The 25,923-nt window shown below is 71.0% G+C and carries 29 protein-coding genes; 18 read left to right on the top strand and 11 right to left on the bottom strand.

Features of this window, described 5'->3' with window-relative positions; genetic code table 11:
- The first annotated feature begins 40 nt into the window (after positions 1–40).
- Both gcvT and ACFE7W_RS02565 read left to right on the top strand, forming a co-directional pair.
- The gene (gene gcvT, locus ACFE7W_RS02570; RefSeq protein ID WP_375423196.1) at positions 41–1,168 is read left to right on the top strand and encodes a glycine cleavage system aminomethyltransferase GcvT; all 1,128 of its coding nucleotides are present in this window, start codon (positions 41–43) and stop codon (positions 1,166–1,168) included.
- The gene (locus ACFE7W_RS02565) at positions 1,165–1,485 is read left to right on the top strand and encodes a hypothetical protein (RefSeq protein WP_375423195.1); all 321 of its coding nucleotides are present in this window, start codon (positions 1,165–1,167) and stop codon (positions 1,483–1,485) included. The genes gcvT and ACFE7W_RS02565 overlap by 4 nt, the downstream gene beginning before the upstream one ends.
- A gap of 7 nt (positions 1,486–1,492) precedes the next feature.
- Here ACFE7W_RS02565 and ACFE7W_RS02560 read toward each other — a convergent pair whose 3' ends face one another.
- The 4 genes from ACFE7W_RS02560 to ACFE7W_RS02545 all read right to left on the bottom strand — a co-directional run bounded on the left by ACFE7W_RS02560 (position 1,493) and on the right by ACFE7W_RS02545 (position 3,923).
- Positions 1,493–1,978 carry an NUDIX domain-containing protein gene (locus ACFE7W_RS02560; RefSeq protein ID WP_375423194.1) on the bottom strand — a complete coding sequence of 162 codons (486 nt, stop codon included), beginning with the start codon at positions 1,976–1,978 and terminating at the stop codon, positions 1,493–1,495.
- A 23-nt stretch (positions 1,979–2,001) separates the two neighbouring features.
- Complete coding sequence (locus ACFE7W_RS02555; protein WP_375423193.1) at positions 2,002–2,217, bottom strand: hypothetical protein; 216 nt, start codon at positions 2,215–2,217, stop codon at positions 2,002–2,004.
- A 7-nt stretch (positions 2,218–2,224) separates the two neighbouring features.
- Positions 2,225–3,238 (bottom strand): aldo/keto reductase family protein, encoded by a 1,014-nt coding sequence (locus ACFE7W_RS02550; RefSeq protein ID WP_375423192.1) that lies wholly within the window; start codon positions 3,236–3,238, stop codon positions 2,225–2,227.
- 103 nt (positions 3,239–3,341) lie between these two features.
- A complete protein-coding gene (locus tag ACFE7W_RS02545; RefSeq protein ID WP_375423191.1) occupies positions 3,342–3,923 on the bottom strand; it encodes a DUF3043 domain-containing protein in 582 nt (193 codons plus the stop codon).
- A 227-nt stretch (positions 3,924–4,150) separates the two neighbouring features.
- On the opposite strand from ACFE7W_RS02545, the gene ACFE7W_RS02540 reads away from it, so the two are divergent.
- Both ACFE7W_RS02540 and ACFE7W_RS02535 read left to right on the top strand, forming a co-directional pair.
- A complete protein-coding gene (locus tag ACFE7W_RS02540; protein WP_375423190.1) occupies positions 4,151–4,969 on the top strand; it encodes a PspA/IM30 family protein in 819 nt (272 codons plus the stop codon).
- Positions 4,966–5,250, top strand: coding sequence for a hypothetical protein (locus tag ACFE7W_RS02535; RefSeq protein WP_375423189.1), 285 nt, complete (start codon positions 4,966–4,968; stop codon positions 5,248–5,250). Before ACFE7W_RS02540 ends, ACFE7W_RS02535 begins: the two co-directional genes overlap by 4 nt.
- A 139-nt stretch (positions 5,251–5,389) precedes the next feature.
- Here the strand turns inward: ACFE7W_RS02535 and ACFE7W_RS02530 are convergent, their stop codons facing one another.
- A complete protein-coding gene (locus ACFE7W_RS02530) occupies positions 5,390–5,977 on the bottom strand; it encodes a DinB family protein (RefSeq protein ID WP_375423188.1) in 588 nt (195 codons plus the stop codon).
- 72 nt (positions 5,978–6,049) lie between these two features.
- On the opposite strand from ACFE7W_RS02530, the gene ACFE7W_RS02525 reads away from it, so the two are divergent.
- The gene (locus ACFE7W_RS02525) at positions 6,050–7,111 is read left to right on the top strand and encodes a glycerate kinase (RefSeq protein ID WP_375423187.1); all 1,062 of its coding nucleotides are present in this window, start codon (positions 6,050–6,052) and stop codon (positions 7,109–7,111) included.
- A gap of 185 nt (positions 7,112–7,296) precedes the next feature.
- Positions 7,297–7,635 (top strand): HesB/IscA family protein, encoded by a 339-nt coding sequence (locus ACFE7W_RS02520; protein WP_375423531.1) that lies wholly within the window; start codon positions 7,297–7,299, stop codon positions 7,633–7,635.
- A gap of 118 nt (positions 7,636–7,753) precedes the next feature.
- Here ACFE7W_RS02520 and ACFE7W_RS02515 read toward each other — a convergent pair whose 3' ends face one another.
- From ACFE7W_RS02515 to ACFE7W_RS02500, 4 genes are read right to left on the bottom strand one after another with little or no spacing between them, the layout of a single operon-like run.
- Positions 7,754–8,830: an ABC transporter ATP-binding protein gene (locus tag ACFE7W_RS02515; protein ID WP_375423186.1), complete on the bottom strand. Its 1,077-nt coding sequence runs from the start codon at positions 8,828–8,830 to the stop codon at positions 7,754–7,756.
- The gene (locus ACFE7W_RS02510) at positions 8,827–9,726 is read right to left on the bottom strand and encodes an ABC transporter permease (protein WP_375423185.1); all 900 of its coding nucleotides are present in this window, start codon (positions 9,724–9,726) and stop codon (positions 8,827–8,829) included. The genes ACFE7W_RS02515 and ACFE7W_RS02510 overlap by 4 nt, the downstream gene beginning before the upstream one ends.
- Positions 9,723–10,649, bottom strand: a complete 927-nt coding sequence (locus tag ACFE7W_RS02505; protein ID WP_375423184.1) for an ABC transporter permease — start codon at positions 10,647–10,649, stop codon at positions 9,723–9,725. Before ACFE7W_RS02505 ends, ACFE7W_RS02510 begins: the two co-directional genes overlap by 4 nt.
- 11 nt (positions 10,650–10,660) lie before the next feature.
- The gene (locus ACFE7W_RS02500; protein WP_375423183.1) at positions 10,661–11,800 is read right to left on the bottom strand and encodes an ABC transporter substrate-binding protein; all 1,140 of its coding nucleotides are present in this window, start codon (positions 11,798–11,800) and stop codon (positions 10,661–10,663) included.
- 374 nt (positions 11,801–12,174) lie between these two features.
- On the opposite strand from ACFE7W_RS02500, the gene coxB reads away from it, so the two are divergent.
- The 4 genes from coxB to ACFE7W_RS02480 all read left to right on the top strand — a co-directional run bounded on the left by coxB (position 12,175) and on the right by ACFE7W_RS02480 (position 15,785).
- The gene (gene coxB, locus ACFE7W_RS02495; RefSeq protein WP_375423182.1) at positions 12,175–13,029 is read left to right on the top strand and encodes a cytochrome c oxidase subunit II; all 855 of its coding nucleotides are present in this window, start codon (positions 12,175–12,177) and stop codon (positions 13,027–13,029) included.
- On the top strand, positions 13,026–14,840 hold the full coding sequence (ctaD, locus tag ACFE7W_RS02490; protein WP_375423181.1) for a cytochrome c oxidase subunit I: 1,815 nt from the start codon (positions 13,026–13,028) through the stop codon (positions 14,838–14,840). Before coxB ends, ctaD begins: the two co-directional genes overlap by 4 nt.
- Complete coding sequence (locus ACFE7W_RS02485; protein ID WP_375423180.1) at positions 14,837–15,232, top strand: cytochrome c oxidase subunit 4; 396 nt, start codon at positions 14,837–14,839, stop codon at positions 15,230–15,232. The genes ctaD and ACFE7W_RS02485 overlap by 4 nt, the downstream gene beginning before the upstream one ends.
- Before the next feature lie 280 nt (positions 15,233–15,512).
- Positions 15,513–15,785: a DUF2277 domain-containing protein gene (locus ACFE7W_RS02480; protein ID WP_375423179.1), complete on the top strand. Its 273-nt coding sequence runs from the start codon at positions 15,513–15,515 to the stop codon at positions 15,783–15,785.
- Positions 15,786–15,802: 17 nt separating this feature from the next.
- On the opposite strand, the gene ACFE7W_RS02475 is transcribed toward ACFE7W_RS02480, so the two are convergent.
- Complete coding sequence (locus tag ACFE7W_RS02475) at positions 15,803–17,257, bottom strand: GuaB1 family IMP dehydrogenase-related protein (protein ID WP_375423178.1); 1,455 nt, start codon at positions 17,255–17,257, stop codon at positions 15,803–15,805.
- 172 nt (positions 17,258–17,429) lie between these two features.
- Between ACFE7W_RS02475 and ACFE7W_RS02470 the strand changes: the two genes are divergently transcribed.
- The 8 genes from ACFE7W_RS02470 to ACFE7W_RS02435 all read left to right on the top strand — a co-directional run bounded on the left by ACFE7W_RS02470 (position 17,430) and on the right by ACFE7W_RS02435 (position 25,033).
- The gene (locus ACFE7W_RS02470; protein WP_375423177.1) at positions 17,430–19,286 is read left to right on the top strand and encodes a hypothetical protein; all 1,857 of its coding nucleotides are present in this window, start codon (positions 17,430–17,432) and stop codon (positions 19,284–19,286) included.
- 42 nt (positions 19,287–19,328) lie between these two features.
- The gene (locus tag ACFE7W_RS02465) at positions 19,329–20,357 is read left to right on the top strand and encodes a glutathione S-transferase family protein (RefSeq protein WP_375423176.1); all 1,029 of its coding nucleotides are present in this window, start codon (positions 19,329–19,331) and stop codon (positions 20,355–20,357) included.
- A 138-nt stretch (positions 20,358–20,495) separates the two neighbouring features.
- Complete coding sequence (locus ACFE7W_RS02460; RefSeq protein WP_375423175.1) at positions 20,496–20,798, top strand: urease subunit gamma; 303 nt, start codon at positions 20,496–20,498, stop codon at positions 20,796–20,798.
- Between the two features lie 25 nt (positions 20,799–20,823).
- Positions 20,824–21,165 carry an urease subunit beta gene (gene ureB / locus ACFE7W_RS02455; RefSeq protein WP_375423174.1) on the top strand — a complete coding sequence of 114 codons (342 nt, stop codon included), beginning with the start codon at positions 20,824–20,826 and terminating at the stop codon, positions 21,163–21,165.
- The gene (locus ACFE7W_RS02450) at positions 21,162–22,865 is read left to right on the top strand and encodes an urease subunit alpha (RefSeq protein WP_375423173.1); all 1,704 of its coding nucleotides are present in this window, start codon (positions 21,162–21,164) and stop codon (positions 22,863–22,865) included. Before ureB ends, ACFE7W_RS02450 begins: the two co-directional genes overlap by 4 nt.
- Complete coding sequence (locus ACFE7W_RS02445; RefSeq protein WP_375423172.1) at positions 22,865–23,554, top strand: urease accessory protein UreF; 690 nt, start codon at positions 22,865–22,867, stop codon at positions 23,552–23,554. Before ACFE7W_RS02450 ends, ACFE7W_RS02445 begins: the two co-directional genes overlap by 1 nt.
- A complete protein-coding gene (gene ureG / locus ACFE7W_RS02440) occupies positions 23,547–24,302 on the top strand; it encodes an urease accessory protein UreG (protein WP_375423171.1) in 756 nt (251 codons plus the stop codon). The genes ACFE7W_RS02445 and ureG overlap by 8 nt, the downstream gene beginning before the upstream one ends.
- Positions 24,303–24,304: 2 nt before the next feature.
- Positions 24,305–25,033, top strand: coding sequence for an urease accessory protein UreD (locus ACFE7W_RS02435; RefSeq protein WP_375423170.1), 729 nt, complete (start codon positions 24,305–24,307; stop codon positions 25,031–25,033).
- Between the two features lie 56 nt (positions 25,034–25,089).
- Here the strand turns inward: ACFE7W_RS02435 and ACFE7W_RS02430 are convergent, their stop codons facing one another.
- Complete coding sequence (locus ACFE7W_RS02430; RefSeq protein WP_375423169.1) at positions 25,090–25,869, bottom strand: hypothetical protein; 780 nt, start codon at positions 25,867–25,869, stop codon at positions 25,090–25,092.
- Positions 25,870–25,923: the final 54 nt, after the last annotated feature.

The following is a 25,923-nucleotide window of genomic DNA, read 5'->3' as shown; positions in this document are numbered from 1 at the left end:
AACCGGCCCCGCTGAGGAGCCGTGCGATAGGTTCGCCTCGATGAATCGAGCAGCAGAGCTGAGCCAGGACGCCACGCGGGTCTCGCCCCTGCACGATCGTCACGTGGCCGCGGGAGCCAAGTTCGCCCCCTTCGGCGGCTGGTCGATGCCGCTGGAGTACGCGGGTGCCGGCGTGCTGGCCGAGCACCACGCCGTCCGCTCGGCGGTCGGGATCTTCGACGTCAGCCACCTCGGCAAGGCCCGGGTGAGCGGTCCGGGTGCGGCCGAGTTCGTCAACCGCTGTCTGACCGCCGATCTCGGCAAGCTCGTCCCCGGTCAGGCCCAGTACACGCTGATCTGCACCGACGAGGGCGGGGTGGTGGACGACCTGGTCGCCTACCTGGTGAGACCTGAGGAGGTCTTCCTGATCCCCAACGCCGCCAACGGGGCTCAGGTGGTGCAGCTGCTCCGCGCCGCCGCGCCCGCCGACGTCACCGTGATCGACGAGCACGACGCGCACGCGGTGCTGGCGGTCCAGGGACCGCACGCCGACAGCGTGCTCGGAGGGGCCGGGCTCCCCAGCGGTCACGCCTACATGTCCTTCGTGCTGGCCGAGAACGCCGGCGCCCCGGTGATCGTCTGCCGGACCGGCTACACCGGCGAACGCGGCTACGAGCTGGTGACCCCTTCGGCCGCGGCGCCCGCTCTCTGGGACGCGCTCCGGGTCGCGGGTGAGCCGTACGGGATGCAGCCGGCGGGACTCGGCGCCCGGGACACCCTGCGCACCGAGATGGGCTACCCGCTGCACGGGCAGGACCTCTCCCCGAGCATCACCCCCGTCCAGGCCCGCCTGGGCTGGGCCGTCGGCTGGGGCAAGGAGACCTTCTTCGGCGCCACCGCGCTGCGGGCGGAGAAGGCGGCCGGACCGGCTCGGCTGCTCCGCGGGCTCAAAGCCGTGGGCCGCGGCATCCCCCGGCCGGGCATGACCGTCCTCGACGCCGACGGCGAGCCGGCCGGCGTCGTCACCTCCGGCACGTTCTCCCCGACCCTGAAGACCGGCATCGCCCTGGCCCTGCTGCGCCCCGACCTGACCGAGGGAGCCCCGGTCGCCGTCGAGGTGCGTCGTCGCTCGGAGGGTTTCGTGGTGACGAAGCCCCCCTTCGTCTCGGCCGGGGTGCGCGAGCCGTGACCGCCGTCCACTCCACCGGGTCCCCGGTCGCACGCCGACGAGCAGTCCTGGCGGCCCATGTGCTGGTGGTCGTGGTGGGGCTGCTGGTGCTCGTCTACCCGTTCACCGTCGGAGCCTCCCCCTCGGTCACCTGCCGCGGCGTGGTGATGCAGCCCGGCGACACCTGCGCCAAGGCCGGGGACAACGGCACGCAGACCTACGAGCAGCGCGCCGCCGACGTCCGCAACGCCCGCCCGGTGATTGCCGCCGGGGGTCTGCTGGTGGCCGGTTTCGGCGCCGTCCTGCTTCGCGGCGAGCTCCGCCGCTCGCGAACCTGAGCGCGGCTCAGACCTCGAAGCGACACTCCTGACGCTCGCTCAGCGCCGTGTCGATGGCGTCGCGCTCCTTCGTCTGGAGCTCCGGCAGCGCGTCGAGGTCGAACCAGTCGACGGCGGAGGACTCCTCGTCGCCGACCGCGGCCTCGCCGCTGACGTAGCGGCACCGGAACACCGACGTGATGAACTGGCACCGGTCGCCGTTGGGATAGACCAGCTCTGGCTGGGCGACGACCCAGGCCAGCCGCTCGACGGTGACCACCACCCGGGTCTCCTCCCACAGCTCACGCACCAGCGTGGTCGCGGGCTGCTCGCCCGGCTCCACGATGCCGGCCGGCAGAGCCCAGCGGCCGGTGTCGCTGCGCCTGCCCAGCAGCAGCTGCTGCCGCCCGGTCGCCGGGTCGTCCCGCAACACCACACCGCACACGCCCGGCAGCAGCAGCGGGCCTGAGCCGTAGGCCAGGCGGAGCTTGGTGATGTACGGCGGCGTCGGCACCTGGTGACCCTAGCCGAGCGGCGTCAGTCGACGTCCAGGCTCATCGGTCCGTAGACGACGCGGTCGGCCTCGTGCAGGGTGACCGCCCGTACCCCCTGGGCCAGCAGGTCGGGGTAGACCTCGCCCAGCCAGGACTCCGCCTCCCCCTGGGTCGGGAAGCCCTGGTCGAGTGCACCGCCGCCGGGGTCGCGGTCGGCGATCCAGTGCCAGCCTCCGGTCGACCCTGCCGCTGGGCTCATCAGCGGCTCAGACCACCCGGGTCTTCGGCGACATGTCGCCGACGATCGAGCCGTCGGCCTGCACGACGTCGCCGAGGGCCTCGTCGATCCCGGCCATCGTCTCCGGGAGGAGCTTCTTGCCGGCGGCGGCCGCGTTGTCGTGCACCTGCTCGGGCCGCGAACCGCCCGTGATCGCCGACGCGACGTTGTCGTTCTGCAGCACCCAGGCCACGGCGAGTTGGGCCATGCTCAGCCCTTCGGCCTCGGCCAGGGGGGCGAGCTTCTGCACGCGGGTCAGCACCTCGTTCGACATCGAGCCCTTGATGAAGTTGGCTCCGCCGCCCGCAGTGTCGGTGGCGCGCGAACCTTCCGGCGGGGGCTGGCCCGGCTGGTACTTGCCGGTCAGGACGCCCTGGTCGATGGGGGAGAACACGACCTGGCTGATGCCCAGCTCACGAGACGTCGGCACGACCTCCGCCTCGATCACCCGGAAGAGAGCGTTGTACTTCGGCTGGTTGGACACGAGCTGGAAGCCGAGGTCGCCCGCCAGGGCGTGCCCGGCGCGCAGCTGGTCGGGCGTCCACTCGCTGACCCCGATGTAGAAGGCCTTACCGGCGCGGACGACGTCGGCGAACGCCTTCATGGTCTCTTCCAGCGGCGTCTCGTAGTCGTAGCGGTGCGCCTGGTACAGGTCGACGTGGTCGGTCCGCAGCCGCCGTAGCGAGGCGTTGATGGACTCCGAGATGTGCTTGCGTGAGAGGCCGGTGTCGTTCGGTCCCTTGGGTCCGGTGGGGAAGTAGACCTTGGTGAAGATCTCCAGGCTCTCCCGACGCTCGCCGGCCAGCGCGTCGCCGAGGATCGTCTCGGCGGCCCCGTTGGCGTAGACGTCAGCAGTGTCGAAGGTCGTGATGCCGGCCTCCAGGGCGGCCCGGACGCAGGCGGTCGCCTGCTCGGCCTCCACCTGGGACCCGTGGGTGACCCAGTTGCCGTAGCTGATCGCGGACACCTTCAGCCCACTGTGGCCGAGATACCGGAACTCCATCTGATCTACCTCACTCGTCTCGGGTGCATCTGCGCTGACCAGTCAACCCCGCCCCACTGACAGTTCTGCCGTCGGGTCTCGGCCGTAGGGGCCGGGCGTGTGGTCAGTAGGTGTCGCCGCGCTTCAGCCGGGGTGCCGGCATCCGGAAGCGTCGGATCTGGATCATCCGGTTGACGCCGTACATCATCAGGCCGCGGGTGGAGGCGTTCGGCTGGCGCTGGGACAGCACCTGCTTGAAGCCCCGCCACATCCGCCAGGCGTCGAACAGCACGAGCAGGATGAAGGCGTACATCAGCAGGGTGCTGATCGAGGTGATCGAGGGGACCGCAGTGGCCAGGAAGCTCAGCGCGAGGATGACCACGAGGCTCGGCAGCAGGAACTCACCGAGGCTGAAGCGGGCGTCCACGTAGTCGCGCATCAGCGCCTTCTCGGGCGTGCTCTCACGGGCGTTGACGGCCTTCATCCGCTGGGTGCGGTTCTGCTGGCTGGTCAGCCGGCGGGACTCCTTGGGCGTCAGGGTGGTGATCGCCCGCTGCCGGCGGGCCGCCTCGGCCTCACGCCGGCTGGGCGTGGGTCGGTCCTTCTTGGCCGAGCCGGTCGACCCGGCGGGGACGACCGGGGTCGACTCGCTGGGGGTGATGGGAGTGCTGCCCTGGCGGGTGCTGTTTCGACGGAAAGGTGACACGGGTGCCTCTCGGTGCTGGCCCCGGCGGCTCAGGTCGCGCTGCGCGCCTCTCAGGGGCGTCCGGGGAGTGCCCCGAGTCTCTCAGGGGTTCCACCCAAAGACGAAACCCCGTGCGGCCAGGCTGCTCGGCTGCCTGTCCCCGGTCGGGCTGCCGAGATACGGTGGAAGCCTAGGCGCGTCGTGACCGGCGCTGCCGACGAACCCTCGGAAGGACCAGCTGACCTCACATGAGCGGCATTTTCCAGCGCATCTCCTTGATCTTCCGCGCCAAGACCGACCAGGCCCTGGACAAGATGGAGGACCCCCGGCAGACGCTGGACTACTCCTACCAGCGCCAGCTCGAGCTGCTGCAGAAGGTGCGTCGTGGCGTGGCCGACGTGGCCACCAGCCGCAAGCGGGTCGAGCTGCAGGCCACCCAGCTCTCGACCCAGGCCGACAAGCTCACCGCCCAGGCGCAGAAGGCGCTCGAGGTGGGCCGCGAGGACCTGGCCCGCGAGGCGCTCACCCGCCGCTCGGGGGTGCAGCAGCAGCTGAGCGACCTGCAGGCCCAGCACGCGCAGCTGCAGGGTGAGGAGGAGAAGCTCACCCGGGCCAGCCAGCGGCTGCAGGCCAAGGTGGACGCCTTCCGCACCCGGAAGGAGACCATCAAGGCCACCTACTCCGCGGCCGAGGCGCAGACCCGGATCAACGAGGCCTTCTCCGGCATCAGTGAGGAGATGGGCGACGTCGGCCTGGCCATCCAGCGGGCCGAGGACAAGACCCAGCAGATGCAGGCCCGGGCCGGGGCGATCGACGAGCTGCTGGCCAGCGGGGCCCTCGACGACCCGACCGGCATGGCCAAGGACGACATCACCCTGGAGCTCGAGCAGCTCGCGTCGACCTCCGACGTCGAGGACGAGCTGTCCCGGATGAAGGCCTCCATCGGTGCCGGACCCAGCCAGAGCACGCCGGCGATCGCCAGCCAGCCGTCCACGACCACCCCGGTCGCGCCGCCGGTGACGCAGGTGCAGCCGGAAGCCCAGCCGAACGCGGGTGACCTCCGATGATCGTCCGGATCTTGAACGAGGGTCAGTGGCGGGTCGACGACGGCGCTCTGTCGGACCTGAACCGGCTGGACGACGCCGTCGAGGACGCTGTGTCCACCGACGACGAGACCGAGCTGAGCTCGGCCCTGCTCGCTCTGCTGCAGGAGGTCCGCTCCGTCGGCACCCCGGTCCCCGACGACGAGCTCGCCGACTCCGACCTGATCCTGCCCAGCGGCGACGCCACCCTGGAGGAGATCCGCGAGCTCCTCAGCACCTCCGACGAAGGCCTCATCCCCGGCTGACCTCCGGCTCCGCCCGCTCCTCCCACCCCTGCCCGCCCCGGACGCTGCCTCGAGGCCTGACGGTCACTTCACACCCCTACGGACTCTCTCGGCCTGCGCCCCAGGGTGTGAAGTCGTCCGCCCGGCTGTGAAGTGACCGTCATGAGGTGGCCCCCGGGGCGGGGCGGGGGCGGTGGGCGAAGAGATCGCGGAGCAGGGCGATCTCGGCACAGTGATGGATCGCCTCGCGGTTGATGTGCTGGACCAGGCCGGCCATCGGGTCGGACTCGAACCCCGGTTCGCGACAGTGTTGGACCAGGTCGGCGCCCGTCAAGCCGCGGACGCCGGCCAGCCACCGGTCGACCTCCCGGTCGAGGCGGTGCAGAGGGTCGGCGGCCGTCGGGGGGTAGTCGGTCGAGTGGTAGCTGACGTCCGGCCCCCCGAAGTACCGCGCGTTGCGCTCCCCGAACACCCCGACCAGCAGGTGCGCGAGGCGCCAGGCGATGGTCGTGACCGGAGCCGGGTCGGGTGCGGGGAACGCGACGTCGAGGACCATCGCACCCGCGCCGACCTCCTCGGCCACCCCGCGGCCCCGAGGCCGGACGCTCCAGCAGCCGGGCACCGGCTCCCAGAAGTACTCCTCGTCGGCGAGGCCGGTCAGCCGGGGCGGGACCTGCACCGACCAGAGCCAGCCGCACTGGTCGGCGAGCAGCTCCGTCCAGTCGAGCGGCGTCGGGTCCTCGGTCACGGGACCGACCCCGGCACGCCTCGCCGGCACTCGGCCAGGGAAGTCGGCCGACGGTGCTGCCAGGATGTCGGCATGCGGGTGCTGGTGGTGAGCGACGCCGTCGGCGCGATGTCGAGCCTCCAGGCGGGGAGCGCGCTGGCCGAAGGGTGGCCACGCGCCCAGGTGGTCGTCACCCCCGTCGGGGTCGCCGGCGCCGGTTTCGCCCGCGCCACCGCCGACTCCTGGGGAGCGCCGCTGCAGACCTCCGTCGGCGAGGGTGTCGTGGTCACGGCGGCCGTGGCCAGCGGCCGGGCCGTGCTGCGGGTGGAGCGCGCGTCGACCCCGCTGCCCGGACTGCCGCTCACCGCAGGCTCGGGCCCGCTGGGCGAGGCGCTGTCCACCCTGCTCGCCCGCGGCCCGCTGCGGCAGGTCCACCTCGACCTCACCGGTCTGGCCGTGCACGACGGGGGCGCCGGGCTGCTCGCCGCCCTCGGCGCCACGGCGGACGTATCGCTCACCGACGGGGTGAGGGGGCTGTCCGGTCTGCAGCGGCTCGACGTCGGACCGGCGCGGGAGCTGCTGGCGGGCGTCGACCTCGTCGGGGTCGTGCCGGCGGACGAGCTGGGGCAGCCGCTGCTCGGGCTGCGCGGGATCACCTCGCGGCACGGTCGGACTGCCGGCCTGGACGCCGAGGTGCTGCTGCGTACCGACGCCGACCTCGAGCGGTTGGCGCGGCTGGCGGCGCCGGAGCAGGCGTCCGCCCCCGGAGCCGGCGCCTGCGGAGGCCTGGGTCTGGCCGTCCTCGCGCTGGGAGGTCGGCTGAGCACCGGGCCGGCCCTCGGCCTGGCCGCCGGCCCGCTCGGCGACGGCCGGTCGGCGCCCGACCTGGTGGTCACCGGCTGCGGCGTCTTCGACTTCGCCGCGCGGGGCGGCGGGGTGGTCACCGAGGTGGCGCACCGGGCCGGCGAGGCGCTGCGGCCGTGCATCCTGGTGGCGGGTGAGGTGCTGGTGGGCGCGCGGGAGATGCGGACCATCGGGATCGAGGCCGCCTACGCCGTGCGCGAGGCCACCGGGGACGCCCCGGTCGACGGCGACTTCGGCGCCACGGAGCTGGCCGTCACCGCTCGCCGGGTCGGCCGGTCCTGGTCGTGGTGAGCTCCCGGCCCATCCCGACGCCGGCCGTGAGGCTTGGACGGGGTCCGTGCTCGCTCTACACTGGGCCGACAGGCAGAGCCGGGGTCAGTGGGAATAGTCGCTGGTCAGGTCCGGTTCCCACCCTGACGGACGTGCCAACTCAGCGGGAGACAGATATGACGGCAACTGACCAGACCAACCTCGGGATGCCTGCCCTGGCCGACGGCGTGCTGCTGACCGACGTCGCGGCGCACAAGGTGAAGTCGCTGATCGAGGGCGAGGGTCGTGACGACCTGGCTCTCCGCGTCGCCGTCCAGCCCGGTGGCTGCTCGGGCCTGCGTTACCAGCTCTTCTTCGACGAGCGGAGCCTCGAGGGCGACGTCGTCAAGGACTTCAGCGGCGTCAACGTGGTCACCGACCGGATGAGCGCGCCGTACCTGATGGGCGCCACCATCGACTTCGTCGACACGATCGAGAAGCAGGGCTTCACGATCGACAACCCGAACGCGACCGGCTCCTGCGCCTGCGGCGACAGCTTCCACTGACCCGCCTGCGCTGAGCCTCGCGCTCGGCCCACGACCAGAGCTCTCTGCCCCCACCGAGTCCGGGGGCAGGGAGCTCTGTCGTTTCGGACGTCGGCCCTGGGCAGCAGCGTCGCGTCGGTCAGGGGGCGGTGACGAGCAGGCCGGCCGCGTCCACCGCCACCGAGACAGGCGCTCCCTCGGCGAGGCCCGCAGCGGCCGAGCCGCTCAGCTGAGCGACCAGGTCGGTGCCGTCGGCCGTCCGGACGGTCGCCCGTGAGATCGGGCCCTGGAACGACACCGACACCACCCGGGCGCCGCCGCCCTCGCCCCTGGTCAGCACCAGCTGCTCCGGCCTGATCAGCGCGAGGCCGCGACCGGTCCGGATGGAACCGTCCAGGGTGGGCACGCGCGAGCCCAGCACGCTCACCGAGCCGTCGACGACCTCGGCCGGCACCCGGTTCATCAACCCGACGAAGTCGGCCACGAAGGTGTTCCTCGGCGCCGAGTACAACACCTGTGGAGCGTCCAGCTGCTCGAGCCGGCCGGCGTTCATCACCCCGACCCGGTCGGCCATGGCCAGGGCCTCGTCCTGGTCGTGGGTGACGAACAGCGTGGTGGTCCCCACCTCCAGCTGGACCCGGCGGATCTCGTCGCGCAGCTGGGCCCGCACCTTGGCGTCCAGCGCCGACAACGGCTCGTCGAGCAACAACACCGACGGCTGGAAGGCGAGCGCCCGGGCCAGGGCCACCCGCTGCTGCTGGCCGCCGGAGAGCTGGTTGGCGTAGCGCTCGGCGTGCACCGCCAGCCCGACCAGCTCCAGCATCTCCATCGCCCGGGTCCGCCGCTTGGCCGCGTTGACGCCGCGCAGCTTGAGACCGAACTCGACGTTCGCCCGCGAGGTGAGGTGCGGGAAGAGCGAGTACGCCTGGAAGACCATCCCCATGTCGCGCTTGTTCGCCGGTACGGCGGTCAGGTCCCGCCCGCCCACGACGACCCGGCCCGAGGTCGGCTCGTCGAGGCCGGCGAGGATGCGGAGCGCGGTCGTCTTGCCGCAGCCGGAGGGGCCGAGCAGGGCGACGAGCTCACCGGCCGCGAGGGTGATCGACAGCCCGTCCAGAGCGTGCACCGTGCCGTAGGTGCGGCGGAGGTCCTCCAGCCGGACCTCGACCGAGGTCCGGTCGGTCGCGGAGGAGCGGGCGGTGCTGGGTGCGGTCACGAGTTGGCTCCAGGAGTGGCGGCGGTGGCCTGGGTTGGTGGCGCGGGGACGAGGGCGTTCCCGACGGTGCGCCGGGCGCGACGGCCGCCGCTCACGAACGACAGGCCGATCAGCAGCACCGCCGCGAACAGGATGGAGGCGAGCGAGGCGGCCACCGACTCCTGGGCGTTCGCCTTGCTCTGCTGGGCGATGACGACCTGCAGGGTGTTGAAGTTCAGCAGCGAGGCGAAGGTGTACTCACCGAGCACCAGCGCGATGGAGATGAACGAGGCCGAGATCAGTGCGGTCTTGATGTTCGGGACGATGACCCGGGCGATCACGGTGAACCAACCGGCACCCAGGCTGCGGGCCGCCTCGGCCAGGGTGGCGACGTTGATGGCCGACAGCCCCGCGTCCAGGGCGCGGTAGGCGTACGGCAGCACCAGCACGACGTAGAGGAAGGCGAGCCAGTTGGGGGTGTCGCCGAACAGGTAGGCGAGCCAGGCGGTCACGTTCGTCAGCCCGACGATGATGACCAGCGGGGGCACGGTGAGCGGCAGCAGGCAGAGGAACTCCACCGTCCGGGCCAGCCACTGCACGCGCAGCCGGACCCAGATCAGGGTCGGGACGAGCAGCACCAGCATCCCGAGCACCGTGAGCAGCGACAGCACCAGTGAGGTGCCGATCGCCCCGCGCAGCAGCGGGTCGGTCACGAGCAGCTTCCAGGCCGCCCAGGTCCGGCCCTCGCCGCCGAGGACGCGGGTGCTGAAGCCCAGCATCGCCAGCAGGGGGATGACGAAGAACGCGCCGGTCAGCACGAGGACGACGACCCGGAACACCCGGAGCCGGGTCCGGGCCCGCTGCCGGGGCGACCGGGCAGCAGATCCGGACGCGGCCAGGGCGGGTGTGGCGGTCATCCCAGCCACCGGGAGGTCCGCTTGAGCAGCAGGCTGTACCCGGTCATGACCAGGGCCACGATCGCGATCATCTCGAGGGCGAGCGCGTAGGCGAAGTTCGCGTGGCCGAGGACGACCTCGCTGGTCAGGGCCGACCGGATCCACAGCGGGATGATCGGGTTGCCCTGGCTGACGAGGGCGGCCGCGGTGGCGTAGGCGGCGAAGGCGTTGGCGAACAGCAGCAGCACCGAGCCGAGGAAGGCCGGCGTCAGCAGCGGCAGCCCGACGAGGCGCCAGTACTGCCAGGTGGTGGCGCCGAGGTTCTCCGCGGCCTCGCGCCACTGCACGCGGATGCCGTCGAGCGCCGGCAGGAAGACGATGACCATCAGCGGGATCTGGAAGTAGGCGTAGACCAGCACCAGTCCCTTCAGCCCGAAGAGCCAGGTGCTGCTGGTCATGCTGGTGCCGAGGTGGGCGTCCAGCCAGACCGACACCACGCCGGAGATGCCCAGCGTCGCGATGAACGCGAACGCCAGCGTGACGCCGCCGAACTGCGCGAGCACGCCGCAGATGCTGGTGACCAGCCGCCGCAGCAGCCCGTCCGCGGGGCCGGTCACCACCGCATACGCCAGCAGGGCGCCGACGACGCCGCCGATCAACGCGGTCACCGCCGAGAGCGCCACGCTGTTGGCCAGCGAGGTGAACACGGCGGAGTCGCCGAGGTCGCGCAGGTTCGCCAGGCTCGGGCGGCCCTTCTCCACGAAGGCGCCCACCACCACCGTGAGGGTGGGGATCACCAGGAAGATCACCAGGTACGCGAGGAAGGGCACGACCCCGAGCGCGGCGCTCAGCCGACGGATCCGGCCCCGTCCCCGGCCCGGGGCGGGGGCCGCGGGGCCGGTCGCGCTGCCGGTCGCCGAGCCGAGGAGGGTGCTGGCGGTCATCGTGGGTCCCCTCAGCCCGTGACCTTGGCCCATTCCTTGCTGAGCACGCCGGCGGCCTTCGTGGTCTGCTCGGTGGTCAGCAGCACCGGCGTCCCTGTCACCTTCGGCAGCTTGGCGAACGCGGCCTTGTCGATCGTCCCGGCCTTCTCCATCGCGTCGGCTCGGACCGGACGGGCGCCCCCGCCGAGGTAGAGGTTCTGGCCCTCGTCGGAGTAGAGAAACTCCTCCCACAGCCGCGCGGCCGCCGGGTGGGGGGCGTCCTTGCTGATCGCCTGGTAGTAGTAGCCACCGACCTGGGCGTTCGAGGGGACGATCACCTTCCAGCTGGGCAGCTTGGCCGTCTCCGCGGCGTTGGTGTAGTCCCAGTCGATGACGACAGGGGTCTGGCCGGACTCGATCGTGGCCCCGGTCGGGTCGACGGGCAGGAAGTTGCCGGCCTTCTTGAGCGAGCCGAAGAAGTCGATGCCGGGCTGGATGTCATCGGCCGAGCCGCCGTTGGCGACCGAGGCCATGACCACGCCGCTGAACGCGGCGCCCGCCTGGGTCGGGTCACCGTTGAGGGCGACCTTGCCCTTGAACTCGGGCTTGAGCAGGTCGGCCACCGAGGTGACGTCGGGAACCTTCTTGCTGTCGTAGCCGATCGCCATGTACCCGCCGTAGTCGTTGACCCAGGTGCCGTTCGGGTCCTTGAACGAGGAGTCGATGCTGTCGAAGGTCGACACCTTGTACGGGGCGAACAGGTCGGTGTTGGCCAGCGCGACGGACTGGCCGAGGTCGAAGACGTCCGGGGCGCGGTCGGTGCCCTTCAGCTGCTTGGCGGCGTTGATCTCCTCCTGGCTGGCCGCGTCGGGCTGGGCAGACTCGACCTTGAGGTTGTACTTGGCCTTGAACGCCTCGATGACCTTGCCGTAGTTGGCCCAGTCCGGGGGCAGTGCGATGACGTTGAGCGTGCCCTCGGCCTGCGCGGCCTTCACCAGGCCGTCCATCCCGCCCACGTCGGCCGCGGACGTGGCCGTAGCGGCACCGGTCGAGCTGGAGGCGGCCGGTGCGGCCGCGGGCGGGGCGCAGGCCGCGCCCACCAGGAGCAGTCCGGAGGCGGTGGCAAGAGCGACGAGGCTGGTACGGATTCTCGGTGCACGGAGATGGGTCACGGAGTTCCTTCGACGAAGCGGTAGGGGCGGAGGCGAGCAGGGCGGATCACGCCCCAAGCCCAGCGGGGACAGCGTGACACGTCCACGCCTGCGCGGCCAGCACCTGTGTGCGACGTCGGGCGGATGTCACCCGCTGGTCACCGGCCGGTCACTGTCCCAGCTCGTGCATCCGCGTCGCCCTGCCGGGCTGAACCACTGACGTGCACTTCTCCCCGAAGCAGCGTTCCCGGCGCGTTCCCGCGGGCGCGCGACCAGCAGGCGCTTCGTCGCCGGGCTGGGTTAGGGTGAGGTCGCAGGACTGGGCCGGCGGCCCGGGGGACAGCTTCGACGAAAGGCACGACGTGGGTCTTCGCACGGCACGGCCCGCTCAGCAGGTGGCGTCGTCCTGGGTGCGGCGGGGAGTGGTCCTCGCCACGGGGGCGGTTCTGCTCGTCCTCACCGGCTGTTCGTCCCAGGACGTGGCGGCGCTCAAGCGCCTCGGTCTGCCGCAGGCGGCCAGCGCTCAGGCGCCCGAGATCGCCCACCTGTGGATCGGCACCTGGATCGCGGCCGGGACGATCGGCGTCTTCGTCTGGGGACTGATCGGTTGGGTCGTGATCCGCTACCGGTCCCACACCAACGAGATGCCTCGGCAGAACCGCTACAACCTGCCGATGGAGATCTTCTACACGATCGCCCCGTTCGTCGTCATCGGCGTCCTCTTCTACTACACGATCCTGGCGCAGAACGCTGTGACGGCGGAGTCGAAGAACCCTGACGTCACGGTGGACGTCGTCGGCCAGAAATGGTCATGGACTTTCAACTACAAGTCGGCGCAGGACCCGGCCGTCGGGGCCGACGTCTACGAGGTCGGCACCATCCAGGCGACGCCCGACCTCTATCTCCCGGTCAACAAGTCGGTCCGCTTCAACCTCTCCTCGCCCGACGTCAACCACTCGTTCTGGGTTCCGGCCTTCTACGAGAAGCGGGACATCATCCCGGGCCGCAACAACAACATCGAGATCACCCCGAACCGGATCGGTACCTACCGGGGCAAGTGCGCCGAGCTGTGCGGCACCTACCACCAGTCGATGCTGTTCAACGTCCACGTGGTCACCGAGGACGAGTACACCGCCTACCTCAAGACGCTGGCCGCCAAGGGTCAGGTCGGCGAGGCCAAGGGCGCCAGCAACGCCGACCCCCAGGGCTCGGCGAAGATCTACCAGGGAGAAGAGGTCGGCGACCGATGACCACGCTGCAGCGCACCGCGACGGTCCGCGAGATCGCGCCCGCGCGTCGAGAGCTCGGGACGATCTCCTGGAAGTGGGTCGTCACCACCGACCACAAGGTGATCGGCAACCTGTACTTCATCACCTCGATGGCGTTCTTCCTGCTGGGCGGCCTGCTCGCCCTCGGCATCCGTGCCGAGCTCGCGTTCCCCGGCCTGCAGTACCTGTCGCGCGAGACCTACAACCAGTTCTTCACCATGCACGGCACGATCATGTTGCTGCTGTTCGCGACCCCGCTGTTCGCCGGCTTCGCCAACGCGATCATGCCGCTGCAGATCGGCTCGCCTGACGTCGCCTTCCCGCGGCTCAACATGCTGTCCTACTGGCTCTACCTCTTCGGCGCGCTCGTCACCGTCTCGGGCTTCCTCTCACCGTCCGGCGCCGCCAGCTTCGGCTGGTTCGCCTACACCCCGCTGAGCGACTCGGTGAACTCACCCGGCGTCGGCGGGGACCTGTGGATCATGGGCCTCTACATGGCCGGTCTGGGCACGATCCTGGGCGCGGTCAACTTCATCACCACGATCCTCTGCATGCGGGCCCCCGGCATGACGATGTTCCGGATGCCGATCTTCACCTGGAACATCCTGGTCACCTCGATCCTGGTCCTGATCGCCTTCCCGATCCTCGCTGCGGCCCTCCTGGTTCTCGAGGCCGACCGCAAGCTCGGTGCTCACGTCTTCGACGCCGTCAACGGCGGGCCGATCCTGTGGCAGCACCTGTTCTGGTTCTTCGGGCACCCCGAGGTCTACATCATCGCGTTGCCGTTCTTCGGGATCATCACGGAGATCCTGCCGGTCTTCAGCCGTAAGCCGCTGTTCGGCTACGTCGGTCTGGTCGGTGCCACGCTGATGATCGCCGCACTGTCGGTGGCCGTCTGGGCCCACCACATGTACGTCACCGGCGCGGTCAACCTGCCGTTCTTCTCCTTCATGACGTTCCTGATCGCGGTGCCCACCGGGGTGAAGTTCTTCAACTGGATCGGCACGATGTGGGGCGGCAACATCGCGATGCGAACGCCCATGCTCTGGGCCGTCGGCTTCCTGACCACCTTCCTCTTCGGTGGTCTGACCGGTGTGGTGCTGGCGAGCCCGCCGCTGGACTTCGCGCTCTCGGACTCCTACTTCGTGGTCGCGCACTTCCACTACGTGGTGTTCGGCACCGTGGTGTTCGCGATGTTCGCCGGCTTCTACTTCTGGTGGCCGAAGTTCACCGGGCGGATGCTCGACGAGACGCTGGGCAAGGTCCACTTCTGGCTGCTCTTCATCGGCTTCCACACGACCTTCCTCGTTCAGCACTGGCTCGGCGCCGAGGGCATGCCCCGCCGGTACGCGGACTACCTGCCCAACGAGGGCTTCACCGTGCTGAACCAGATCTCCTCCGCCGGTGCCTTCCTGCTCGGCGCATCGATGATCCCGTTCTTCTACAACGTGTGGAAGTCGCGCAACTCACCGCTGGTCAACAACGACGACCCGTGGGGCTGGGGCCGCTCGCTGGAGTGGGCGACCTCGTCCCCGCCGCCGCGGCACAACTTCACCTCGATCCCGCGGATCCGGTCCGAGGCCCCGGCCTTCGACCTGCACCACCCGGAGGTCGCGCTGAGTGAGTACGAGGGTACCGACGGCAAGCTTGCCGACACCCTGGTCGACTCCGCCGAGGACCACGGGCGGTCCGAGGAGCTGAAGGCCCGCGTCGACGGCACGACCGACGACCCGACGGCCTCCTACGAGCGTGACCACCCGAGCCAGTCGCCGAAGCCGGGGGAGCCCCGATGAAGACCGAGTCCTGGGTCTTCGCCGCACTGGCTTTCTTCGTGGCGGTGGTGACGCCGATCTACTGGATCCTGTCCCGGGACGCCACGGGAACCGCAGCCCTGATCATGACCTTCTTCCTGGTCCTGATGATCGGTGGCTACCTGGCCCTGATCAGCCGTCGGCTCGACGCGCGGCCCGAAGACAAGAAGGCCGGCGAGATCGCCGAGGGTGCCGGCGAGCTGGGGTTCTTTCCTCCTCAGTCGATCTGGCCGCTCTTCGTCGCCATGACCTTTACCCTGGTCTGCCTCGGCCCGGTCTTCGGCTGGTGGCTCACCATCCTCGGTTTCGGAGCCGGTGCGATCAGCCTGACCGGCCTGCTGTACGAGTTCTACCGCGGCGACCACGCGCACTGAGGTTCCCCCGCTCGCTCTCGGGCTAGGTCGTGGGCCTCAAGACCCTGTCTTCCTTCCTCGTTCGGACGACGGAAAAGCGTGTCGCCCTCGCTCGGTCGTCCAGACAGGGCCCGAGCCTGACCTGCCCGACGCTCGCGGGGGCGCGGTCGAGCCGGTGCCTCTGGAGTCTGGCTGGCGGCCTCTGTTAGGCGCCGTGAGCTTGTCGAGGGCCTCGACGAGGTTGCGCCTCTCCTGTGTCACCCCGTTCCCTGAGCTTGTCGAAGGGCGCGAGAATGACGGCATGTGCCGCAACATTCGACCGTTGAACAACTTCGAGCCGCCGGCGACGGGGTCCGAGGTGCATGATGCTGCGTTGCAGTACGTGCGCAAGATCGCGGGGACGAGCAAGCCGTCGAAAGCCAACCAGGAGGCGTTCGACCGGGCGGTGCACGACATCGCGCACGCGACAGAGCATCTGCTGGCCGATCTGGTGCCGACGACGCCGCCGAAGAACCGCGAGGAGGAGGCGGCCAAGGCTCGGGCGCGGTCGGCCAAGCGGTTCGCCTCGGCGTAGGCCCTATCCGGGAGCGCTCACCAGCTGGTGCTGAGCGGGCGGCCTTCGTCGTACCCGGAGTTCGACTGGACGCCGACGACGGCGAAGCGCGCGAACTCCTCCAGGCTGGAGGCGCCGGCGTAGGTGCAGCTGCTCCGCACGCCCGCGACGATCGAGTCGATCAGGTCCTCCACGCTCGGGCGTTCGGGGTCGAGGTACATCCGCGAGGAGGAGATGCCCTCCTCGAAGAGGCCGGCGCGGGCGCGGTCGAAGCCGGAGGAGTCCTTGGTCCGCACCTTGACCGCGCGGGCCGAGGCCATCCCGTAGGACTCCTTGTACTGCCGGCCCTGCGCATCGGTCATCAGGTTGCCGGTGCTCTCGTAGGTGCCGGCGAACCAGGACCCGATCATCACGCTGCCGGCTCCCGCGGCCAGGGCCAGGGCGACGTCGCGGGGGTAGCGGACGCCACCGTCGGCCCAGATCGAGCGGCCGGCCTCGCGGGCCGCCTCGGCGCACTCGAGCACCGCACTGAACTGCGGCCGACCGACGCCGGTCATCATCCGGGTGGTGCACATGGCGCCGGGTCCGACCCCGACCTTGACCACGTCAGCGCCCGCGTCGACCAGATCCCGCACTCCGTCGGCGGAGACGACGTTGCCGGCGACCAGCGGGACCCGTCGACCGCGCTCCTCAGCCAGCCGGTCCCGGACCTCGCGGACGCTCTTCAGCACCTGCAGCATCTTCTCCTGGTGGCCGTGAGCAGTGTCGACGACGAGGACGTCGATCCCGGCGGCGAGCAACGCCTCGGCGCGACCGGCCACGTCCCCGTTGATGCCCACCGCGGCACCGATCATCAGCCGCCCGTCCGGGTCGAGCGCCGGTCGGTAGAGCGTGGAGCGAAGCGCAGACTTGCGTGTCAGCACCCCGAGCAGCCGGCCCTGCTCGACCACCAGGGCGGCCTCGAGGTGACGGCTGGTCAGCGCGTCGAAGGTCGCGACCGGCGTGCTGTCGGCCGTGAGGGTCAAGACGTCGTCCGACATCACCTCGTGGACCTGGGCGAACCGGTCGACCCCGGCGGCGTCCGCCTCGCTGACGGTGCCGACCGGTCGGCCGTCCTCGACCACCACCGCGATCCCGTGGGCCCGCTTGGGCAGCAGCGACAACGCCTCACCGACCGTGGTGTGCGGCGCGACCGAGACCGGGGTGTCGAACAGCGGGTGCGAGCCCTTCACCCGGGCCACGACCGACGCGACGACGTCGGTGGGGATGTCCTGGGGGATGATCGCCACCCCGCCCCGCCGGGCGACGGTCTCGGCCATCCGGCGACCGGAGACGGCGGTCATGTTCGCCACGACCAGCGGCAGGGTGGTGCCGACGCCGTCGGTGCTCGCCAGGTCGACGTCGAGGCGGGAGGTGACCGAGGAGCGTCGGGGCACCATGAACACGTCGGAATAGGTGAGGTCATGGGCCGGGGGCGTGGTCAGGAATCGCACGCGTTCATTGTCCTCAAGCCCGCCGACTTTGGCGATTCCTGACCCTGTCCTGAGCCGGGGGAGATCTGTCTCTGCGGCAACGCTGGACCGACGGGCCGTAACATTTCCGTTCGGGCCCGCTCGTCGACGCCGGGCCGAGAGACCCGCGTCGGCTCGAGTTGGGAGCTATCTCATGAAGGACGGATTGGTCCGCGCTGGTCGCGTTCTCGCGTCCGCGGCGATGGGTACGGCACTGCTGACCGGCCTGGCCCTGACGCCCGGTACGGCTCAGGCGCTGCCCAAGACCGTGCCGGCTGTCGCGTCCCGTTCGTCTGCCGTGGTCACGGCCGACGCTCTTCCCACCGTGCAGATCGACGGGGTGGTGTGGACGCAGGCGATGATCGGCAACACCGTCTACGCCGCCGGCGAGTTCACCACCGCCCGTCCGGCCGGGGCCGCGCCCGGCACCTCCACCACCGCCCGCAAGAACCTGCTCGCCTACGACATCGTCTCGGGCAAGCTCGACACCGCCTTCAAGCCGATGGCCCTGAACGGCCAGATCAAGGCCATTGCGGTCTCGCCCGACCACAAGACGCTCTACGTCGGAGGCGACTTCACCAAGGTGGGTACGGCCACCCGCAACCACTTCGCCGCCTTCAACCCCCGTACCGGTGCCCTGCGCCCGGTCGCCCCGTCCTTCAACTCCCGGGTCAACGCCATCGCCGTGGTGGGCAAGAACGTCTACGTCGGCGGCTGGTTCACCCAAGCCGGGACGAAGCTCCGGAGCCGTCTGGCCGCCGTGAGCAGCACCACCGGCAAGCTCACGAGCTGGGCCCCGGTGGCCTCGGACGGCGTCAACGCCCTGGTCGCCACCCCCGACCACAAGAAGATCATCGCCGGTGGCATGTTCACCACGATCAACGACAAGGCCGCGTACGGGATGGGGGCCATCGCGGTCTCGACCGGCAAGACCATGACGTGGAAGGTCAACAGCGTCGTCCGTGACGCCGGCCAGAGCGCGGCCATCCTGAGCCTGGCGGTCGACAAGGACACGGTCTACGGCACCGGCTACGCCTACGGTCAGGGCAACTTCGAAGGGACGTTCGCCGTCGACCCGGACGACGGCTCGATCCGTTGGCTCGAGGACTGCCACGGCGACACCTACGGCGTGGCGCCGATCGGCAACACGATCTACGTCGTCGGCCACGCCCACTACTGCGCCAACATCGGCGGCTTTCCCGACACGAGCCCCCGGACGCGCTGGCAGCGCGCCCTCGCGATGACCAAGGCCGCCAAGGGCACCGTGGCACACAACGGCCAGGTCAGTGCCAAGTGGAAGTACGGCGACTTCGCCGGCCAGCCTGCCCCGGCCCTCTACAACTGGTTTCCGGACCTCACCATCGGGACCTACACCGGTCAGGACCAGGCCGCCTGGTCCATCGTCGGAAACGGCACCTACATCTCCGCCGGTGGCGAGTTCACCGCCGCGAACGGCACGCCGCAGCAGGGTCTGGTCCGCTTCGCGGTGGCGGCAGCGGTGCCTCAGCAGCAGCAGGGTCCGCGGCTCGTGGACGACAGCACGGCTCCCCAGCCGGTGGCGGGGCCCGACGGTGGCGTGACCCTCAGCTGGGAGACCAACGTCGACCGGGACGACCGGACGCTGAGCTACCAGGTGCTGCGGGACGGGACGCCGGTGTCGCCGGTGATGAAGGTGGCTGCGCTGTTCTGGAACCGCAAGACCCTGACCTGGACCGACTCCGCCGTCACCGTCGGCCAGACGTACGCCTACTCCATCCAGGCGACCGACCCGGCCGGCAACACCGTCGAGTCCCCGACGACCTCCTACACCGTGCCGGTGTCCGCGGGCAGCGATCAGGCGAGGGCCAACGCGAGATCGCGCCCTGCCGCCACTCCCACGCCCGACCCCACCGCCACCCCGACCGCAAGCGCCACGCCTACCGCCAGCGCCACGCCTACCGCCAGCGCCACGCCCACCGTGTCCCCGACCACCAGCGCCACCCCCACCGCCTCGCCGTCCGCGGGCGGCTGAGCCCAGGACGCCCGGCTCGGGCCGGCTGGGTAGGTTGACCAGATGAGCGAGGACCATGGCACGACCGGTGCGTACGTGACCACCGGCAGCGAGTTCACCCGGGACACCAACTACATCGCCACCAGGATCACCCGCGACGGACGGGACGGCTACCCCGTCGAGGCGGGCCGCTACCGGCTCGTCGTCGCCCGCGCCTGTCCGTGGGCGAACCGGACCATCATCGTCCGTCGGCTGCTCGGGCTCGAGGACGCCATCTCGATGGGGATGTGCGGCCCGACCCACGACGCGCGCAGCTGGACCTTCGACCTCGACCCGGGCGGTCGGGACCCGGTGCTCGGCTACGAGCGGTTGCAGGAGGCCTACTTCGCCAGGTTTCCCGACTACGAGCGGGGCATCACCGTGCCGGCGGTGGTCGACATCCCGACGAGAGCCGTGGTCACCAACAACTTTCCCCAGATCACCGTCGACTTCGAGACCGAGTGGACCGAGTTCCACCGCGAGGGCGCACCCGACCTGTACCCCGAAGCCCGCCGCGACGAGATCGAGGAGGTCAGCCACCGGGTCTTCACCGAGGTGAACAACGGTGTCTACCGGTGCGGCTTCGCCGGCTCGCAGGAGTCCTACGAGAAGGCCTACGACCGGCTCTTCACCGCTCTGGACTGGCTCAGCGAGCGGCTCGCCGGCCAGCGCTACCTGGTCGGGGACGCCATCACCGAGGCGGACATCCGGCTCTTCACGACGCTCGCCCGCTTCGACGCCGTCTACCACGGCCACTTCAAGTGCAACCGGGAGAAGCTGTCGGAGATGCCCGTCCTGTGGGCGTACGCCCGCGACCTCTTCCAGACCCCCGGTTTCGGAGACACGACCGACTTCGTGCAGATCAAGCAGCACTACTACATCGTCCACAGCGACATCAACCCCACCGGGGTCGTACCCGTCGGCCCCGACCTCAGCGGCTGGCTGACCGAGCACCACCGTGAGCAGCTGGGCGGCCGTCCCTTCGGCGACGGCACTCCGCCGCCGGCCCCCCAGCCGGACGAGGTCGTGCCCGAGGGCCACGGCGTCGGGTAGGTTCGTGCGGCCGCGGCGCGAGCCCCGGATCCGCAACGCCGACGAAACAATGGCTCGGTACGGTGCCAACTGATCCACCGGGGTAATTGATCGACCGGCCCGCTGAGGTGGTCACGTCGAAGCGCGGAGGGAGCCCCCATGAACCTGATGCCGTCGGAGACCGAGAAGCTGCTGCAGGCGGTCGCCGGGATGGTGGCCCGGGACCGGCTGGCCCGCGGAGTCAAGCTGAACTACCCCGAGTCGGTGGCTTTGCTGAGCACCTGGGTGATCGAACGCGCGCGGGAGGGAGCCGGCGTCGAGGAGCTGATGTCGTCCGGGCGCGAGGTGCTCACCCGGGCCGAGGTGATGGACGGCGTCGCGGAGATGATCCCCGACGTGCAGATCGAGGCCACCTTTCCGGACGGGCGCAAGCTTGTCACCCTGCACCAGCCCATCCAGTAGCAGGAGAGGACCTGAGGTGGCCGGAGTGTCGAGCACGGGACCGGGAGCGATCCGGGTGGCTCCCGGTGAGCTGGAGCTGAACGCGGACCGCCGCCCGGACGAGCGGGGCGAGCTGACGTTCACCAACACCGCCGACCGGCCGATCCAGATCGGCTCCCACATCCACCTACCCGAGGTCAACGCCGGACTGGAGTTCAACCGAGCCGCGGCGGCCGGCTTCCGGCTGGACATCGCGGCCGGGACGTCGGTCCGCTTCGAACCCGGCGTCTCGCGCACGGTGGGCGTCGTGGCGCTGCGGGGCGCCCGATCCGTACCCGGCATCCAGGTCAAGACCCCTGACCAGGCTGCGGTGGGGGAGGCCCGGTGAGCCGGATCAGCCGCGAGGACTACGCGGCGATCTTCGGCCCCACCGCCGGTGACCAGATCCGCCTGGGCGACACCGACCTCTGGATCGAGATCGAGCAGGACCTCACCTTCGGTGGTGAGGAGTCGGTCTTCGGTGGCGGGAAATCGATCCGCGAGTCGGGCAACCAGTCGCTGGTCACCTCCGCCGAGGGTGCGTTGGACACGGTCATCACCAACGTGGTGGTCCTCGACCACTGGGGGATCGTCCGCGCCGACGTCGGCCTCCGGGACGGCCGGATCGCCGGCCTGGGCCGCAGCGGCAACCCCGACCTCGCCGACGGCGTGGACCCGGCCCTGGTGATCGGCCCCGGCACCGACGTCATCTCCGGCGAAGGCAAGATCCTCACCGCGGGCGGCTTCGACTCCCACGTCCACTTCCTGTCCCCGTCCCAGATCTCGGAGGCGCTGGCCGCCGGGCTGACCACGCTGGGCGGTGGCGGCACCGGACCCTCCGAGGGCTCCAAGGCCACCACCGTCACCCCGGGGGCCTGGCACCTCAAGCAGACGCACCGGGCGCTGGACTCCTACCCCGTCAACCTGCTGCTGCTGGGTAAGGGCAACACCGTCTCGATGCCGGCGTTCGAGGAGCAGGCCCTCGCCGGCGCCGGCGGCTACAAGGTGCACGAGGACTGGGGCTCCACCCCGGCGGCCATCGACGCCGCCCTCCGGGGGGCCGAGGAGTGGGGCCTGCAGGTGGCCCTGCACGCCGACTCCCTCAACGAGGCCGGGTTCGTCGCCGACACGGTCCGGGCCATCGGCGGCCGCAGCATCTGCGCCTTCCACGTCGAAGGTGCGGGCGGCGGCCACGCGCCGGACATCCTGACCATCGCCGGGCTGCCGCACGTCCTTCCCGGTTCGACCAACCCGACGCTGCCGCACACCGTCAACACCGTGGCCGAGCACCTCGACATGCTCATGGTCTGCCACCACCTGAACCCGGCCGTGCCCGAGGACCTGGCCTTCGCCGAGTCGCGGATCCGGGCCAGCACGATCGCCGCCGAGGACCACCTGCACGACATGGGGGCCATCTCCATCACCTCCTCCGACGCCCAGGCGATGGGCCGGATCGGTGAGGTCATCACCCGTACCTGGCAGGTCGCGCACGTGATGAAGCACGTCCGCGGCGAGCTGGCGGGCGGGTTGCCCGCGGACAACTTCCGCGCCCGCCGCTACGTGGCCAAGTACACGATCAACCCGGCCATCAGCCACGGCGTCGATCACGAGATCGGCTCGGTCGCCGTCGGCAAGCTGGCCGACCTGGTGCTGTGGGAGCCGCGCTTCTTCGGCGTCCGGCCGAGCCTCGTGATCAAGGGCGGCGGCATCGTCGTGGGCGCGCTCGGCGACCCGAACGCGTCCATCCCCACCCCCCAGCCGGTGCTGATGCGACCGGCGCTCTACTACGACAGCGGTTCCTACCGCTCGCAGAGCTACGTGGCCCCGGCCGCCCTGGAGGCGGGCCTGGCCGAGGAGCTCGGCCTGCGGCGGACGCTGGTCGCCACCCGGTCGACCCGCGACGTGGGCAAGGCCGACATGGTGCTGAACGACACCCTGCCCGCGATCGTGATCGACCCCGAGACCCACCGGATCGAGGTCGACGGCACCGAGATCACCCCCGACCCGGCCCGCGTGCTGCCCCTCGCGCAGCTCTACCACCTCTTCTGATGGTCCCGACCCTGATGAGCGCCCCGTACCTGACGATGCTGCTGGCGGACGGGCGGCTGCCGAGCGGCGCGCACACCCAGTCCGCCGGGGTGGAACCGGCGCTCACCGGCGGCGGGATGCGGCTCGCCGAGGTGCCCGACTACGTGACCGTCCGGCTGCGCACGGTCACCGAGGTCGAGGCGGCGGTGGCGGTGGTGGCGAGGTCGCTGTGGCTCGCTGGTGCACCGGGCGCCCGGCTGCCGGCTCTGGTCGGGCTGGACGCTGCCTGGCGGGCCCGGACGGTGTCCGACGCCCTGCGCGAAGCCGCCGACCTCCTCGGCCGCAGCTACCTCCGGATGGCCGCCACCGTCTGGGACCTGGCCGAGCTGGCTGACGCCCGCCGGACCTGGTGCCGGGCCGTGGTCGTCGGCGTCACCGCGGCGGCCGCCGGCAGCTCGGCCACGGAGACGGCCCGACTCGTCGCCTTCGACGACGTGCAGACGGTGCTGGCGGCCGCGCTCAAACTGGTGCCCTTCGACCCCAGCCAGAGCGTCGCCTGGGCCGTCGGAGCCTCAGCGGAGGTCGAGGCGCTGGTGCAGCGGGTGTCGGCCCTGACCTCCTCGACCGACCTGCCTGCCCCGAGTGCCCCTCTGGTCGAGCAGTGGGGGCAACGACACCGTGACACCGAGAGGCGACTGTTCCGTGCCTGAGAGCCCAGACATCCCACCCACCGCGCCGGCCCCGCCGGCCAGAGCCCTCCGGCTGGGGGTTGCCGGTCCGGTCGGCACCGGGAAGAGCTCCCTGATCGCGCTGCTCTGCCGGGAGCTCGGGAAGGTGCTCAGTGTCGCCGTGATCACGAACGACATCTACACCGACGAGGACGCGCGGTTCCTGCGCTCGGCCGGCGTGCTGGACCCCGAGCGGATCCGGGCCGTCGAGACCGGCGCCTGTCCGCACACCGCGATCCGCGACGACGTCAGCCAGAACCTGCTCGCCGTGGAGGACCTGGAGCGGGACTTCGACCCTGTCGACCTGGTGCTGGTGGAGTCCGGCGGTGACAACCTGACGGCCACCTTCAGCCCGGCCCTGGTCGACGCACAGTTCTTCGTCCTCGATGTGGCCGGCGGGGGAGACGTGGCCCGCAAGGGCGGACCGGGGATCGCCCGCGCCGACGTGCTGGTGGTCAACAAGACCGACCTCGCTCCCTACGTCGGCGTCGACGTGGCGCAGATGGTCCACGACGCCGAGCACGCCCGGGACGGCGGCCGGGTGATCGCCCTGTCCCGCACCGACCCAGCCTCGGTGGCGGAGCTGCGGGCCTGGGTGCTGGAGACGCTGGACCGCTTCCGGGCCGGCCAGCACGTCGCCACCGACCCCGGTCCGATGGCACCGCACTCCCACGCCAACGCCGACGCTCACGTCCATCTGCACGCCTCGGGCGAGGTCCACACGCATTGACCGTGGCGACCGCCGAGCCCGCACGGGTCGCGGTGTCTCTCGACGGGCCGCGACACCGGACGCGGCTGCGCAGCGGTCTGCTCCGTCCCCAGCAGGTGCACGGCCCGGTCGACCGCTGCCGGATCGGGCTGCTCGCCACCACGGCGCTGCTACTCGGCGGTGACGTCGTGGAGCTCGACGTCGAGGTCGGCCCGGGGGCGACGCTGGAGCTCTTCGACGTGGCCGGCACCGTGGCCTACGACGGCCGTGGCCGACCGGCGCGGTGGGACGTCCGGGTCCGCGTCGGCGAGGGCGGCCGGCTGCGCTGGAGCGGGGCGCCGTTCGTGGTGGGCGACGGGACCGATGTGACCCGCACCGTGAGGCTGGACCTGGCCGTCGAGGCGCGGGCGCTGATCCGCGAGACCCTCGTGCTGGGCCGGGCCGGCCAGACGGGAGGCCGGGTCCGCAGCCGGACCGAGGTCACGCGAGCGGGAGCGCCGGTCCTGGTCGAGGACCTCGACCTGGACCCCGCCCGGCACCGCCGGCTGCCGGGCATGCTGGGCCCCTGGCGGGTGCTGGACAGCGTGCTGGCCCTGGGGGCACCGTTGCCGGCAGCATCCGGCGAGGACCTGGTGCGGTTCGCGCTGCCCGAGCCCGGCTCCGTACTGCTCCGACATCTGGGCACTGAGCTGGACCGCTCACCGGTGCACCGGGCCTGGGCCGCCGCGGCCCTCGACGCCGACAACGAGTAGCGATGTGCCGCGAGTATGCGGCAGATCGCTACACGATCTCGTCCTGGATGGCTGACTCAGCCCTGAGCTTCCGTCCCGGACCCCTCATCAGCGCTTCCGTCACCCGCGCTGGGGGTGGCGGTGTCGCTGGGGGTCGGGCTGCTCGAGGGAGCGTCGCTGGCCGAGGAGGTCGGCTCGGCCGCGCTGGGCGTCGCGCTGGGCTCGCTGCTGCCGCTGGCGCTCGCGGAAGGCTCAGGGCTCTCCGAGGCGGTCGCGCTGGGGGAGGCCGTGGCTGCGGTGGTCGGGTCGGTCGTGGGGTCGGCGGCCGGCTTCTGCTCGGCCACCTGGCTGATGGTGGTGCCCTGACCCCCGGACAGCGACTGGCCGCTGGCCAGCTCCAGACCGGTCAGCACGGCCACGGCCAGAGCGAACGCGGCCAGCGCGCCGACGACGACGCTGCGCCACTGGATGCGGCTCCGGACGGGGACGGCCGCAGCAGGGGCGTGCCCGGCCGCCGAAGACAGGCTCGGCGCCTGGTCAGCGTCGGGACGCGGCTCGAGGCTCACCGGCACCCCGGAGCCGGCCGTGCGGCCGCGGAACACTGTCTGCACCTTCTCGCGGGTGGTCTGCAGCGACGCCGTGTAGAGGTTGCTCGCCACCGCGGCCACGACACTGGCCATGGCGGCGCCGACGACGGTTCCGGCCACGCTGAGCCGGGAGCCGAGAAAGGCTGCGGTCATCGCCGCCAGGGCGCCGCCCGCCACTTGGGTGAACGACAGGTCGATCTTGGGTTTGGTGGCCGCGGGCCGAGGGGCCCCGGGCTCGTGAAGGGGCGCGGGTCGTAGGTCGGTGCTCATGTCCTCAGTTCGTCTCGGGCGTGGTCGACCGCCTCGCGGCAGGTCGTCGTCCAG

It is taken from the genome of uncultured Friedmanniella sp., assembly GCF_964244285.1.
Classification (GTDB): Bacteria; Actinomycetota; Actinomycetes; order Propionibacteriales; family Propionibacteriaceae; genus Microlunatus.
This window is presented reverse-complemented; position numbering and strand designations above follow the sequence as displayed.